At 56.6% G+C, this 14,443-nt stretch carries 14 protein-coding genes; 10 read left to right on the forward strand and 4 right to left on the reverse strand.

The window, feature by feature from the left end:
* Positions 1-35 precede the first annotated feature (35 nt).
* Together BBPC_RS04650 and BBPC_RS04655 are read left to right on the forward strand one after the other, a co-directional pair.
* Positions 36-1,082 (forward strand): zinc-dependent alcohol dehydrogenase family protein, encoded by a 1,047-nt coding sequence (locus BBPC_RS04650; RefSeq protein ID WP_004222018.1) that lies wholly within the window; start codon positions 36-38, stop codon positions 1,080-1,082.
* A 51-nt stretch (positions 1,083-1,133) separates the two neighbouring features.
* Complete coding sequence (locus BBPC_RS04655; RefSeq protein WP_033524020.1) at positions 1,134-1,901, forward strand: carboxymuconolactone decarboxylase family protein; 768 nt, start codon at positions 1,134-1,136, stop codon at positions 1,899-1,901.
* A gap of 112 nt (positions 1,902-2,013) precedes the next feature.
* On the opposite strand, the gene BBPC_RS04660 is transcribed toward BBPC_RS04655, so the two are convergent.
* Positions 2,014-3,144 (reverse strand): 5-methyltetrahydropteroyltriglutamate--homocysteine S-methyltransferase, encoded by a 1,131-nt coding sequence (locus BBPC_RS04660; protein WP_004222020.1) that lies wholly within the window; start codon positions 3,142-3,144, stop codon positions 2,014-2,016.
* 126 nt (positions 3,145-3,270) lie between these two features.
* Here BBPC_RS04660 and BBPC_RS04665 point away from each other — a divergent pair, with 126 nt between their 5' ends.
* On the forward strand, positions 3,271-3,744 hold the full coding sequence (locus BBPC_RS04665; protein WP_004222022.1) for a GtrA family protein: 474 nt from the start codon (positions 3,271-3,273) through the stop codon (positions 3,742-3,744).
* A 96-nt stretch (positions 3,745-3,840) separates the two neighbouring features.
* Positions 3,841-4,869: a cation diffusion facilitator family transporter gene (locus BBPC_RS04670; protein WP_004222025.1), complete on the forward strand. Its 1,029-nt coding sequence runs from the start codon at positions 3,841-3,843 to the stop codon at positions 4,867-4,869.
* Positions 4,870-4,926: 57 nt separating this feature from the next.
* Here BBPC_RS04670 and BBPC_RS04675 read toward each other — a convergent pair whose 3' ends face one another.
* The gene (locus tag BBPC_RS04675; RefSeq protein WP_004222028.1) at positions 4,927-5,109 is read right to left on the reverse strand and encodes a hypothetical protein; all 183 of its coding nucleotides are present in this window, start codon (positions 5,107-5,109) and stop codon (positions 4,927-4,929) included.
* Between the two features lie 235 nt (positions 5,110-5,344).
* Here BBPC_RS04675 and BBPC_RS04680 point away from each other — a divergent pair, with 235 nt between their 5' ends.
* From BBPC_RS04680 to BBPC_RS04700, 5 genes are all read left to right on the forward strand, one after another.
* Positions 5,345-6,061, forward strand: a complete 717-nt coding sequence (locus BBPC_RS04680; RefSeq protein ID WP_033524022.1) for a hypothetical protein — start codon at positions 5,345-5,347, stop codon at positions 6,059-6,061.
* A 104-nt stretch (positions 6,062-6,165) separates the two neighbouring features.
* Positions 6,166-7,065: a hypothetical protein gene (locus BBPC_RS04685; protein ID WP_004222031.1), complete on the forward strand. Its 900-nt coding sequence runs from the start codon at positions 6,166-6,168 to the stop codon at positions 7,063-7,065.
* 251 nt (positions 7,066-7,316) lie between these two features.
* Complete coding sequence (locus BBPC_RS04690) at positions 7,317-8,237, forward strand: hypothetical protein (protein ID WP_004222032.1); 921 nt, start codon at positions 7,317-7,319, stop codon at positions 8,235-8,237.
* A gap of 145 nt (positions 8,238-8,382) precedes the next feature.
* On the forward strand, positions 8,383-9,159 hold the full coding sequence (locus BBPC_RS04695; protein ID WP_004222035.1) for a MazG nucleotide pyrophosphohydrolase domain-containing protein: 777 nt from the start codon (positions 8,383-8,385) through the stop codon (positions 9,157-9,159).
* A complete protein-coding gene (locus BBPC_RS04700; protein WP_004222041.1) occupies positions 9,152-10,570 on the forward strand; it encodes a C1 family peptidase in 1,419 nt (472 codons plus the stop codon). Before BBPC_RS04695 ends, BBPC_RS04700 begins: the two co-directional genes overlap by 8 nt.
* A 124-nt stretch (positions 10,571-10,694) precedes the next feature.
* Here BBPC_RS04700 and BBPC_RS09575 read toward each other — a convergent pair whose 3' ends face one another.
* Positions 10,695-11,648 carry a CBS domain-containing protein gene (locus BBPC_RS09575; RefSeq protein ID WP_080550621.1) on the reverse strand — a complete coding sequence of 318 codons (954 nt, stop codon included), beginning with the start codon at positions 11,646-11,648 and terminating at the stop codon, positions 10,695-10,697.
* Positions 11,649-11,997: 349 nt separating this feature from the next.
* Complete coding sequence (locus tag BBPC_RS04710) at positions 11,998-13,599, reverse strand: ABC-F family ATP-binding cassette domain-containing protein (protein WP_004222045.1); 1,602 nt, start codon at positions 13,597-13,599, stop codon at positions 11,998-12,000.
* A 226-nt stretch (positions 13,600-13,825) separates the two neighbouring features.
* Between BBPC_RS04710 and BBPC_RS04715 the strand changes: the two genes are divergently transcribed.
* Positions 13,826-14,431, forward strand: coding sequence for an isochorismatase family protein (locus BBPC_RS04715; protein ID WP_004222048.1), 606 nt, complete (start codon positions 13,826-13,828; stop codon positions 14,429-14,431).
* The last annotated feature ends 12 nt before the right edge of the window (positions 14,432-14,443 follow it).

Below are 14,443 nucleotides of genomic sequence, written 5' to 3' on the forward strand. Positions count from 1 at the left end.
ACCTTAATTCAATTCGTATAACAAAGGAGCAACTCATGAAGGCAGCGATCTTCAAGGGAGTCAAGCAGATGGCATGCGAAGAGCATGCCGAACCGACCATCATCGATGGGGGAGATGCCATCATCCGCGTGGTACGCGCATGCGTGTGCGGATCCGACCTGTGGTTCTACCGCGACGGCAGCAAGGAACCCAACACTCAGGCCGGACATGAGGCCATCGGCGTGGTCGAGCAGATCGGCGACGACGTGACCGTGGCCAAGCCGGGCGATTTCGTGATCGTACCGTTCCCGTTCAGCTGCGGCAAGTGCCCGGTATGCAAGGCCGGTTTCGAATCCAGCTGCCCCCACGGCGGATATTTCGGAGACGAGGGATTGGGCTGTCAGGCGGAATACCTGCGCGTTCCCGAGGCCGATGGCACGCTGGTGGTCGTTCCGGGCGACGCGAAGAGCTTCTCCGACGAAATGCTCGCATCGCTGCTCACCCTCTCTGACGTGATGTCGACCGGTTACCATGCGGCTGCTTCCGCCGAAATCAAGCCGGGAGACACCGCAGTCGTGTTCGGCGACGGTGCGGTCGGCCTGTGCGGAGTGCTGTCCGCCAAGCTGATGGGCGCCACCCGCATCATTTCCATGAGCCGCCATGCCGACCGCCAACGTATCGCACGCGAATTCGGTGCCACCGATTTCGTGGAGGAACGTGGCGACGAGGCTGTAGCCAAGGTACTGGAAATGACTGATGGTTACGGTGCCGACGCCGTGCTTGAATGCGTAGGGTCCGCATTGTCGAACGACACTGCCATGAAGGTTGCGCGTGCGGGCGCTGTAGTCGGGCGCGTTGGCTTGCCGCACGGCGTGGAAGCCGATATTCCAGGACTGTTCTACCGCAACGTTGGTCTGCGCGGCGGTCCGGCACCGGTGCGCACGTACGATCTGCAGCGACTGCTCAAGGAAGTGCTCGACGGCAACATCAATCCCGGCATCGTCTACACCTCCGAATACACGCTCGACGATATTCAGGAAGCGTACGCGGCCATGGACGAGCGCCGCACCGTAAAGTCGCTGCTGCGCATCAGTGAGGTCTGAGCAATATACCGACGATAGAATAAGCGCAAATCAAACGAAAGGAAGCAAATCTTGTTTGAAGAGCTGCACAAACGGATGAATTCGTTCTGGAATAATGACAGGACATTGTCGCAAACCGATCCGGAATTCATTGAATTCTTCTCGAATTTCGCTTATGACGAAGTGGTGAACGAACCGGGAGCGAACCATCCTGATTTGGATGACAAAACCCGCTCTTTGGCCATTCTTGCCGTGCTGGTCGGATGCCAAGGCTTGGATGCTTTCGAAATGATGCTGCCGGTGGCCTACGAAACCGGACTGTCGTCCATCGCCATCAAGGAAATGGTGTATCAGGCGACCGCATACTGTGGTTTCGGCAAAACCCTGCCGTTCCTGAAGAAACTCAACAACTTTCTCGGCGCGGCCAACGTGCATCTTCCGCTTGAACCGCAAGGCACCACCACGCCGGAAACGCGTGCCAGGGCGGGCGAAGACAAGCAGATCGAAATCTTCGGTGAAGGAATGCGTGGATTCACGCAATCCGGCCCCGAAGATACGCGACACATCAACAAGTGGCTTGCCTGCAACTGCTTCGGCGACTACTACACGCGCGGTGGCTTGAGCACGCGTGAGCGTGAAATGATCACGTTGTGCTTCCTTGCCGCGCAGGGCGGTTGCGAGCCGCAGCTGACGTCTCATGCGAAGGCCAATATGGGCGTAGGCAATGAGAAGGCATTTCTGATTGCCGTTATTTCGCAGTGCATGCCGTATATCGGGTATCCGCGTACGCTGAATGCGATTCGTTGCATCAACGATGCAGCGGAGCAGATGCAAGGCTGATTGCGGTAGGATTTCGTTCGCTTCAGTACGAAAGGGGCTGTTTGCCAGTCACGATTGGATTGCAAACAGCCCCTTATATGTTTTTTACAAGCGCGCTACGCGTGTGCGATCATCACTCGCCCCATACGTCCTTGGCGACGGACTGCACGAGCGCGATCTTGGCCCACTGCTGCTCTTCGGTAAGCTTGTTGCCTTCCTCGGTGGACGCGAAACCGCACTGGGTGGACAGGCACAAGCGGTCAAGCGGCACATACTGGGCCGCTTCGGCAATGCGAGCCTTGATCACTTCCGGATCCTCAAGTTCCGGCTTCTTGGAAGTGATCAGACCGAGCACAACCTTCTTATCTCCGGAAACCTTGGCGAGCGGCTCGAAGTCGCCGGAACGATCATCGTCGAACTCCAGGTAGTAGGCGGCGACGTTTTCCTTGCCGAAAAGCACGTCGGCCACAGTGGCGTATCCGCCGGCGGAAGCCCACGTGGAGTGGTAATTGCCACGGCAGTCGTGCGTGGTGATCACCAGATCCTCTGGCAGATCCTCGATGGCGGCGTTGTTCATGGCGGCATACTGTTCCTGCATGGCGGCGAACTCATCGGCGGTGTAATGCTGGTTGAAGTTCGGATCACAGAACATGCCCCACGTGCAGTCATCCAGCTGAACATTGCGGCAGCCGGCCTCATACAATGCCATGATCAGACCATGGAAGGCCTTGGCGTTGTCGTCGGCAAGCTCGTCGTAATCCTTCTGGGTGTCGCCGTAGAACTCGTGCACGGAAGCGATGTTCTCCGGGCGGAACAGCTCCGCATACAGCTGTGCCGGAGCCGGAATGGTCTGGCGTGCAATGGCGGTGTCGTCTTCGAACTGCTTGATGAACTTGAAATGCTCAACGAACGGGTGGGCCGGGTCGAAGGCGATCTTGCTGGTCAGGCGTGCGGATTCGGCGCGGGTCTCCTCATCGTGGAAGAAATAGCCCTTGTCCATCGACACCTTTTCCACGCCGGCGAAGCCCCACATGCAGTCGAGATGCCACCAGCCACGGCGGAATTCACCGTCGGTGATGACGTGCAGACCGGCGGCCTTCTGCTTGGCGACCAGTTCGGTAATGGCATTATCTTCCACGGCCTTGAGTTCGGCCTCGTCAATCTTGCCTGCTGCGAAATCGGCGCGAGCCTGCTTGAGTTCTGCCGGACGCAGGTATGAGCCGACCACGTCGGCGCGGAACGGCGCGTTCTGGGAATACGTCATTGGATGCTCCTTGTTGTGCTGTCAGTGAAAATACCTAGGGAAGACTAGTCAATCCTTCAGAAAAATGCACGATTACGTCGGGAATATGAGACGGGCGCATTATAGTGTTTTGCGATTGAACGACATATGATTCGGGGGGGGGGTGATATGAGTGATGGGACCGGGCGGCAGGCAATGGCAGCGCAAAGTGGTACGTCGGATAATCCGAAATCCTCCAATCAGGAATCATCGAAAAAGCCGAAAACGCTCGGCAAATATCTGTTGGTGTCGGCAACGCAAACCATTGTGGAATTCGGATCGTTCACCTTGCTGCATGTGCTTTCCGTACCATCCGCCATCGCGAACGGCGTGGCCATCGTGCTGTCGGCTTCGTACAACTTCCTGATGAACCGCAATGTCACGTTCAAATCGTCCAGCAATTTCGGCCGTAGCGTGGCTTTGTTCATGCTGCTGTGGGTTTGGAATTACCTGTTCGGTTCGATCATGCTGGCATGGCTGCCTTCCGCATTCGGATGGAATGCGGTGTTGGTGAAGTTCCTGACTATGGCATGTCAGTTCGCGTGGGGCTATCCGCTGTGCAAGGAAGTGATTTTTCGCTGAACCTGCAAGCGTGTCAATCCGGGTGGCACCCTATGACAGCACCCTATGTATGATTGAATATGTCTTGTATTAACTCCAGAAAGAAATGGAAAGGCAATGAACGAATCGCAAGATTCCAACGACAGTAGTACGAGCAATCCGAACGATATTCGCCAACAGGAGGCAGAACATCAAGGAGCGGCCGTAAAAGCGGCGCTCGGAGCCAACATTGGTGTGGCCATCGCCAAGCTCGCTGCGGCGTTCTTTACCGGATCGTCCGCGATGCTTTCCGAATCGGTGCATTCCATCGCCGACTGTTCCAACGAAATCGTGCTCATGGCAGGCGGTCGCTTCTCCAAGCATAAGACGGACGGCGATCATCCGTTCGGTCTGTACCGCGCCAAATATCTCGCTTCGTTCGTAGTGGCGACGCTGCTGTTTTTCGTCGGTGGTTTCTTCTCCACTTCGGAGGCGGTGAAGAAATTGTTCGCCATTGCCGAAGACCCCGCACTGCGTGACGCCAACCAGATGGAACTGCTGGTGGCGTTTATCGTGGTGTTTATCAGCGCTTGTTTGGAAGGCTACGGCCTGCATCAAAGCATCAAGGAAGCGAACGAGCGTATGGAGCGCACGGGTGTGGCCCATATGGGTGTGTTCCGTTTTTGGAGGCGTACCAAGTCGGCGGAGCTTGCGTCCGTCATTATGGAAGACACGCTTGCTTTGATCGGCTTGGCATTCGCAGGGGCTGGCATCGGTCTTGCGATTCTGTTTGATAATGAGATATTTGATGCATTCGGCGGTTTGATGGTTGGTCTTGTATTGATTGCGGGATCGTTGCTGCTCATGTTCAAATCCGGTTCGCTGTTGATTGGTGAGGCCGTCGATTCGGATACGCGCAAGAAGATTGAGCAGGCTGTTATTTCAACGCCTGGTGTGGAACGACTGCTGAATATGCAGACCGTGCATATGTCCGAGGATGACATTCTGCTGTGCGTCAAGGTGCAGACCAGCAAGCTCGACCGCGATTACGATGTTGAAACCGTGAACAAAATCGAACGAAGCGTGCGTACCGCGCTGCCGTGGTTCCGTTTCGAAATCTACGTAGAGCCCGACCTCTACCGCGCCGACCACAAAATCGTCTCGTAGTGGTGTGCGGTGTACCTATGGTTATGAGACGTAGAGTATGAGGCGACGATACGGTTTTCAGGAGGAGCTGGCATTCCGATGAGTTCGGAGTGCCAGCTCCTCCTTTTCATGTGCTTTCTTGTTATGCGTCTCCTTGAGCCCATACATATGCATCCTTTCCAACATCCGAGCTTTAGCCTCATCAACCTCGGCGCGAGTAATGCCGCTATCCAGTATGAACTGCTCAATGCTATAGCTCATTACATTTCCTTTCGTATGATTCCTCTAATCTAATGGATTACCCCCATATCTAATAGATCGTAAAACCCGTTTTCTTGAAGCAAAGGCGTCTAGGTGGAGGTATGTCTCGGATGCGATTGGTTTGTTTATCTCGAGATGTGAGACACACTTACCCCCCCTAAAGTGGTAGGGTGGGTGGTGCATTCGGGGACGCATGCGCCCCTGTCATAACGTTCCGGGAGACAGGATGGAGAAAATGGAGAATATGGAGAATCCGAAGAAACTGGCCGTTGCGACCATCGCAGGCTTGACCGAGGTGGCCGGTATGGCCGCGCCCGCCATGGCAGATGAGACGGCCGCCGATCCGATGGTGGGCCAGACCCAGTCGGCCGATCCGACGAAGGATGCGCTCGACAAGGCCAACACGGCCGTATCCGAATCCCAGACCGCTTATGATAATGCCCAGCAGAATGTGCAGGACGCTCAATCCAAGGTGGATGATGCGTATGCTTCCGACCCGGCCACGAATGCGGCGCAGTCCGAACTGGATGCCGCCCAGTCGGCTAAGAAGGATGCCGACCAGTCGGCGGCTGACGCGCAGGCCGATGTGGATGCCGCCCAGGCTGCTCTGGCTGAAGTGAACGCCACGCTGAAGACAGCCGAAACCGCATTGGCCACGGCGAAGTCCGACGCGGAATCCGCGCAGGACGCGTACGACAAGGCCCACAAGGTTGTCACCCCGTCGAAGGATACGACCATCACGGTTGATACTCCGGACAGTGCGAACAGTGCGAACAGTGCGAACAGGGCGGCCGTGAAGACCTCCACGCAGGCCAAGCTTGGCGACACGGGCGTGGACGTGATGGAGACCGCCGTGTTTACCATTATGGCCGCCGGTACCGCCGGAGCCACGCTCATGCTGAAGCGTCGTGGTGACGGCCGTTACGGTCTTATGGCACGCCACGCCAAGTAGGTTTTTGCCATAAAATCCTAGAAAATGATGTGCGGATGGGAACGAACGATTCCCATCCGCTTTTTCCTAAAACGTATGTGACATAACTCATCGAAAGCACAAGTATGCAGGGAAAACTATCTGAAGTTTCCAACCCGAATATAAGCGATGCCGGGTCAAAGAATGTAACTGAAAACAAGAAGAAGAGCAGAAAGCCTGCTGTGATCGCCGTGGCTTCGGTCGCGGCCGTGGCTGTGCTGGCTGGTGGCGGCTGGTTCGTTTGGAAGACCTACGCGAACCATGAGCTGGCCGAGGCGAGACAGGCGTGTGTGGAAGCGTCGGAAAGCTACCGCAAGGCGGCGGACTCGTATTCCGGGCTGGTGGATGGCGACGCGGCCACAGCCTCCCAGATCACCGTGAAGCAGGTGGCGGATGCGAAGACCGTGGATGCGTTGGCCGAAGCGTTGAAGGCGAACGAGCCTGACGTGGTCGCCTGCGTGGCCGATTCGAAGGCGGATTACGAGTCGAAGACCAGCCTGATTGAAAAGAACACCGGCTGGTACGGGAAACACGAGAAGAGCTTGGAAGAAGCGGTGAAGGCCGTGAACGATTCGAAACTGGAGAAGACCGTTTCCGATGCGGAACGGTTGTTGAAGAATTCGGACGGCAAGGTCGCCGATGCGGCGACGCGCGACGAACTGTCCAAGGCAGTCAAGGCCAGGGATGCGGACAAGATCGCGGCCGCGTCGAAGAAGGTCAACGACTCGGTGACGGCGAAGACGAAGGCGGACGAGGAGGCGCAGCGCAAGGCCGAGGAGGAGGCCGCCGCACAGGCCGCCGCACAGGCCCAGACGCAGCAGTCGTATTCGGCGCCGCAACAGTCGTACACGCCCTCGTATTCAGGCGGTTCGACATCGAGTGGCGGCGGTTCCAGCAGCGTGCCGGACTTCGTTCCAAGCAGCGGAGGTCTCGGATGCACGACAGACTGCCCTCCGTCCTCAAGCGATGGATTGATTCACCACTGATTTAGATGACTCTTCTTCTCAAGGGACCCTTCGGGGTCCCTTTTTCGTATCCGCAGCCTTCCGGGAAAATGTCCAACCCGACACGCCCGAAACCGTGGTTGCATAGCAGGTGGATGACGGAAACGAATCCGATATCGACGTTTGTCGACGGCCGGGCATGTGAAGTGTTCGGACGGGATTTGTTCTCCTGTCCGACCCCACCGGGAGTGGGGTGAACATCTGCAGATGAATCTCTGAAAGGAGACGGAACATTGGGTTCCAAGAACAGTAACGGAAGGCGAAAGACGCTGGCCCTGCTCGCCGCCACGGCGACATTGGCCGGAGGCCTGACCGCCGGCACCGCCTGGGCGGGCGGCGGCGGAGACCAGGGAGGCACCGGCGGAGGCGGCTCGGCCGCGCAGTTCTGGGCCTACAAGGACGACGCGACGGGCTCGTGGGGTTCCGCGACGGACCTGAACAGCGTGAGCCGCGCCATGGCCTGGAAAGGCGTGACCATGGACGATTCGGCCGGCAAGGCCGCCAAGGCGTTGAGCGACGCGAACGCGGAATGCGTGGCCGGCTTCCGCCAGAGGCATCCGGGCGAGGGCGACGGCGATTGCCGCGTCGTGGCCGTGGGCGCGGCGTCCGGCAACGGGTCCACCACCAGCGTGTGGAACGGGTCCGGCGTCTACGACGCGAAGATATGGAAGGACAACTGGTACAAGTACGTCGCACCGAACACTTACAACTACGCTGGATCTCAGTCTTATCACACCGGCGATGGCTTCAGCGATGATCCGTCGAACAGCGTCGACAAGATCATGGAACGCCATGTCGACTCGACCCGCAGCATCGTCGTGATCGTGCTCGACAAATACCAGCCCGCCCCGCCGAACTACACGCTGAGCGTGGCCACGAAGGCATCCGGCACGACCACCAAGGCCGGCGACACGCAGAACGTGGCGGACACGGTCACCACCAGCCGTAACGGCAGCTCGATCAGTGAGAACGTGACCGGCACCAGCACGCTCCGCTGGGCCGGCGTGGACGGCACCACCCACAACACATGGAACGGTGATACCGAAGTCACCGCCGAAGGCTACTACTACGCATCCGAGGACGAAACCATCCTCCAGCCCGTCGCACGCAAAGACGGCGAAACCGTCGACCAGATCACCAGCACGCTGAGGTGACTGTGAACGTCCCGAATCTTCCAGCTACTGGAAGATTCTTCCCGCTGACGAGCACATGAGCGCACCAAATTCTCCAGTGGGTGGAGGAATCTGCCCATTAACGGTTACGATCGCATGGTCGGCACATGCGAGAAGAATCAGTGGCATGACTGAAGCCGCACATGATGATTATCAGTTGCCCGAAGAATTCGAACACTGTTTGAAACTTGCCCCTGTACGCGATGCGCCTAGCGCGTTGGACCGTGTCAAGCAGGTCGTACGCATTCTGCACGAACCAGGCGGATGCCCTTGGGACGGCGAGCAGACCAACACGAGTCTGCTTAAGCCGCTATTGGAAGAAACCTACGAATACATCGACGCCGTGGAAACGAACGATCGCGACAACATGCGTGAAGAACTCGGCGACATGCTGCTGCAATCCGTTTTCCAAGCGCAAGTGTGTGCCGTGGATGCGCAGGATCCGTTCGGCATCGACGAAGTGTGCAATCGTCTCGTCGACAAGCTCATCACCCGACATCCGCACGTCTTCCAATCAGACGACGCTACCGACGCTTCCGCGCCAGCACCGGAAAATGCGCAAGATACGTTGAAACTGTGGGAAGCGATGAAACAGAAGGAAAAGCATCGCAAGTCCATGCTCGAAGGCATCTCCCACGCGCAAGGCGCATTGCCGCGCGCCACGAAAATCGTATCGAGAGTACACAAATCGCAGTATTGCGATCAGCTTGAAACAGCATTCACAACAAGCGCAAGTCAAATGGACGAACAGCATGATGGCGATCATCCTTACGCTGACGAAATCATCGCCATCATCCGCAAAGCGCAACGTGACGGCGTAGACGTGGAATCCGACCTGCGTTGCCGCCTGCGCGACATAGAATCCGAAATCGAACATATCGAAAGGACCATGAACCATGAGTGACGTCAAAGCACTCGACCCTGCGCTGCTCAAACAGTATTCCACAGACTTCAACGCTGACCGCGCCAATCTGGTGGCAGCCAACGCGGCAGTATCATCCGGTGTGCTCGCCGCAGCCACCGACTATAAGGGCGAGCGCGTGCTGCAGAATGATTTCTCCATCGAGCTGAAGCAGGGGAGTATCACCAATCAGCGTAGTTCGGGGCGTTGTTGGATGTTTGCGGCGCTTAATACGTTGCGTTATGAGTTGATGCATCGTTGGAATTTGGAGGATTTCGAGTTTTCGGAAACCTACCTGTTTTTCTGGGATGCGATGGAGAAGTCGAACACGTATTTGGAGAATGTGCTTGCCACGTTGGATGAGCCGCTGGATAGTCGTGTGTTCGAGGCGATTAATTATGGTCCGGCCGATGATGGTGGTTGGTGGCAGATGTTCGCTGATTTGGTGAACAAGTATGGTTTGGTGCCGAAGAGTGCTTATCCGGAGTCGGCTAATTCGAAGAGTTCGGATGCGTTCAAGCAGTATTTGAATACGAAGCTACGTGAGTTCGCGTCCGATTTGCGTGACCGTCATACAGCTGGAACGTCGTTGGATGAGTTGCGTGCGTTGAAGAATGCGGATATGGCTACGGTGTATCGCATGTGTGCGATTGCATTGGGTGAGCCTCCGGAGCGTTTTGATTTTCTTGCGCGTACGAGCGATGACAAGGATGACGGCAAGAAGAAAACCACGGGGGAGGGGCCGTCTGAAAAGGCTGCGAAAACCGGTAAGGATGAGCGTCCGCAGATTCGTGAATTCGGTATCACTCCGATGGAGTTTTATAAGAAGTACGTGCCGGTGGATGTGAACGATCTGGTCACGCTATGCAATGTGCCGATGGAGAGTCGTCCGTTTGGCAAGCGGTATCGTATTCGTTTTTCCGCCAATGTGGCGGAAGCGGGTGATATGGAGTTTGTGAACGTGCCTCTTGACGTGTTCAAGAAGGCTGCTGTGGACCAGATCAGTGACGGTCATCCGATTTGGTTCGCTTGTGATTGCATGCAGTTCTCGTTGCGTGGCGATGGCTATTTTGATTGCGATACCGTGCGCGTTGACCAGCTTTTCGGTACGAAATTCACGTTCGACAAGGCCAAGGGATTGGAGTATGGCGATTGCCCAAGCAATCATGCCATGACGTTGACTGGCGTGAATTTGGATGCTGACGGGCGTCCGAACCGTTGGAAGGTGGAGAACAGTTGGGGCAAGGATAATGGTCAGGATGGCTATTATGTGGCGTCCGATGCTTGGTTCGACCGTTATGTTACCGAACTGATCATTCGCAAGGAGTATCTCGATGAGACCACACGCGAAATACTGGCCGATCAGCCGGTCGAGCTTGAACCTTGGGAGCCGCTCACCAAGCGAAGCCGGTGAAGGCTTGCGCATATCGCGCATGATTCGGTTTGATTGCAATAAGGAATGAGATAAACAGTGGAGGGCGTCGATTGACAGATTCGGCGCCCTCCACTTATTGCAGTATTTAGTCATTATTTAATTGCTATTCGGCAGTACCAAGGCATGCTTCGAAGGAACGGCGGGTGAGGCGTCCACGGTTGACGACGCCCACGAGCTTGCCTTGTTCAACCACCGGCACTTTCTTGTACTGCTGATAGCCGAACATCTGGCAGACTTGCGCGATATTGGCATCCGATTGCACAGTGACGGCCGGCTTTGCGGCAATAACCATGACGTTCATATCAAGCAGTTCTGCGTGAGACAGTTCCGGGAATTCGCCGCGGGCCATGCCAGTGACCAGCGTGGAAATGTCGGAAACCGGCGCGTTGTCTTGTGCGAAGCGGCGCAGTACGTCGCTATCGGAGATGAAGCCGACCACGTGGCGTTCGTCATCGACGATAGGCATGCCGCTGATGTTCTTTTCCAACATCATGCGCACTGCGTCACGTACCTCGGCATCCGAGGCTACCGTGTAAACGTCATGCTGCATCACATCGGCAACGGTCTTGACATCCAAAGCGGGAACATGCTGTTGCGCGGACTTGTTCCATCCGGCGGCATCGCCGATGGCGTGAACTATCTTGCCGGACAATGGTGCGACGATCAGCATCTGAATCGGCAACGCGATGGTGAAATTGTAGGGGAACATGCGCCAGAATCCCGTGAACGCGCCGAATGTGAAACCGAATGCCATGATGGCGCCGAATACGGTCATCAGCACCACCATGAGGAATTTGACCGTGATGCCTTTCCATACCGCACGGTCGGTTGCCGCGCAGAATGTATTCATAATCGCGCGGGAGCTTGGCGTGCAGATGCACAAATCGCAAATCATGCCGACCACGTAGGCCAACGGCCAGTCGAACAATGCGTAGCTCCACGCCGCCGCACCGACGTCACCGATACGTACGCCGTAATTGAGTGCCGCCATCACATAAATCATGATCGCGGACATGATGAAACTGAAGAGAATGCCCTCCTTGCCGTTACGTGGCATGGAACTTCCTTTCGCTATGCGTTCGATGTGTTGCTGCATCGGCCCCTCTGGTCTGTTCCGCACGTCATGTTCCAACAGGAGCGCGGAAGGCTAGGGGGCGCATAACGAAATCCGAAAAGGTTCGGACGATCGCAATGGCGACTTCCTGGCAAACGAATCGACTCAAGCCCTCAATGGGCATGCAAGATGCGATTCATGAGTCGGGGCCGCTTGCAAATCACAGATTGTTCGCAGACCCCAAGACAAATACGGAAATACCGAACGTGCTCGAAACGCATGTGGAAAGAAAAAGCCGGACGTTTTCGCGTCCGGCATAAATACAATCCGAATAAAACTCGAATTACTCGGCTTACTCTTCGGCGACCAATTCCAGATAGGAATCGTTCCACAGGTCTTCGTCGCCGTCAGGCATGAGCAGCACACGTTCAGGGTTCAATGCCTGCACCGCACCCTCATCGTGGGTGACGAGCACAATGGCACCCTCATACTTGGCGATGGCCTTGAGAATCTCATCGCGTGAGGCCGGATCAAGATTGTTGGTCGGTTCGTCAAGCAGCAGCACGTTCGCACGGCTCGTCACCAATGTCGCCAACGCCAAGCGGGTCTTTTCGCCACCGGAAAGCACGCGAGCCGGCTTCAACGCATCATCCCCGGAAAACAGGAACGAGCCGAGAATCGAACGCGCCTGCGTATCATTCAGTTCCGGAGCCACATGAATGAGGTTTTCCAACACTGTGGCATTCAGGTCAAGCGTGTCATGTTCCTGCGCGAAATAGCCGATTTTACAGCCGTGACCGTAGTCCACGGAACCGGTGTCCGGCTCTTCCAAATGCGCGAGCAGACGCAGGGTGGTGGTCTTACCAGCACCGTTGTATCCCAAAATCACCACACGCGAGCCCTTGTCAATAGCCAGATTCACGCCGGCGAATACAATGTTCGAACCATACGCTTTCGACACATCCTTCGCCATGATCGGCGTGCGACCGCACGGAGCCGGCTCCGGGAACCGGATATCCGCCACTTTCTCCTGCTTTTGCGCTTCGGACGTGTTCTCGAGAAGTTTCTCCGCACGACGCATCATGTTCTGCGCGGCCACGGCCTTGGTCGCCTTCGCATGCAGGCGGATACCCTGCTGCATGAGGCGTTCCGCCTTCTTCTCGGCCACTTCACGTTCGCGACGGCGACGTTCCTCATCAACCACGCGCTGATGCAGGTAGGCTTTCCAACCAAGGGAATACATGTCGATCTGTCCGAGCTGCGCATCCAGATGCCATACCTTGTTCACCACTTCGTCCAACAGTTCGGTGGAGTGGGAGATGACCAGGAATCCACCCTCGTATTTCTTCAGGTATCCGCGTAACCATTCGATGGAGTCGGCGTCCAAATGGTTGGTCGGCTCGTCAAGGATTAGCGTATCCGCGTCAGAGAACAGGATGCGGGCCAATTCGATACGACGACGCTGGCCGCCGGAAAGCGTACCCAATTGCTGGCCCATGACCTCCTGCGGCAGGCCAAGGCTTGCCGCCATCGCAGTTGCCTCGGACTGTGCCGCATAGCCGCCGGCCTTTTCGAAATCCTGCATGGCCTTGTCGTAACGGTTCATCGCTCGGGTCATGACGTCCGGATCCGGATCGGTCATCTCCTTTTCGGCCTTGCGGATACGACTGATGATGGAAGCGATGTCTCGCGCGCTCATCATGCGGTCGAGCGCGGTCTGTTCCGGATCGGCAGCATGCGTGTCCTGCGGCAGATAGCCGAGCTTGCCCGATACACGCACTTTGCCGGCGGTGGGCAGCATGTCGCCGGTGATCACGCGGGTGAGCGTGGTCTTGCCGGCGCCGTTACGTCCGACCAGACCGATCTTGTCGCCCTTGGCGACGTGGAAATTCGTGGGATGCAGCAACGTGCGCGCGCCGATCTGAATCTCAAGCTCCTGCGCTTCAATTGCCATGCCTCAACACCTCTGCACTTTCGTTACTGTCGTTCCAAACTGGCTGTGCCGCACATAACGGCCTGCCCATCATTTCATAAGGCCAAACGCCAATCGAACATCATACCGAACGCCTGTAACCACGTGAATCCCACCGCGTGGTACGCAATCGCAAATGGAATAGATTGCGCGGAAGCGTAACAATCAGATTATTCTGGTGAGCAGGCAAATTCGGAAGGGAGCAAACATGAAGAAAGCTTTGATCATTGTGGATGTGCAGCCGACATTTTGCGAAGGCGGCGAACTGGGTGTAGCCGGTGGCAATGCCGTCGCGGAACGTATCGCGGATTACGTGAATGCGCATCGCGGCGAGTACGAATACATCGCAACCACGCAGGATTGGCATATCGAGCCCGGCTCACACTGGTCGGAGCAACCCGACTATGTGGATACGTGGCCCGTGCACGGCAAGGCCGGCACTCCCGGCGCCGAACTTCATCCAGCGATCGCCGCGCTGCATGTAGAGCATCATTTCAAGAAGGGACAGTATTCGCCGTCATATTCGGGGTTCGAAGGATACGAGGATAATACGGATTCGATTCCTTCCCGCGAACAGGTCGCCTCTGACATGGCTACAGGGCGTACGCTTGTCGTTGCATTGGAATCCGCGGGTATCGAATGCGTCGACGTGGTTGGCTTGGCCGAATCGCACTGTGTCAAGGAAACCGCGCTGGACGCCCGTAAGCTTGGACTTGAAGTGCATGTCATCGAAAACCTGACCGAACCGGTCAGTGAAGAACTCGGCATCGCAGCCCGCCAGCAAATGCTCTCCGCCGGCGTCATCCTCGACTAGTTTCTTGAGGAA

The organism is Bifidobacterium pseudocatenulatum DSM 20438 = JCM 1200 = LMG 10505 (assembly GCF_001025215.1).
GTDB lineage: Bacteria > Actinomycetota > Actinomycetes > Actinomycetales > Bifidobacteriaceae > Bifidobacterium > Bifidobacterium pseudocatenulatum.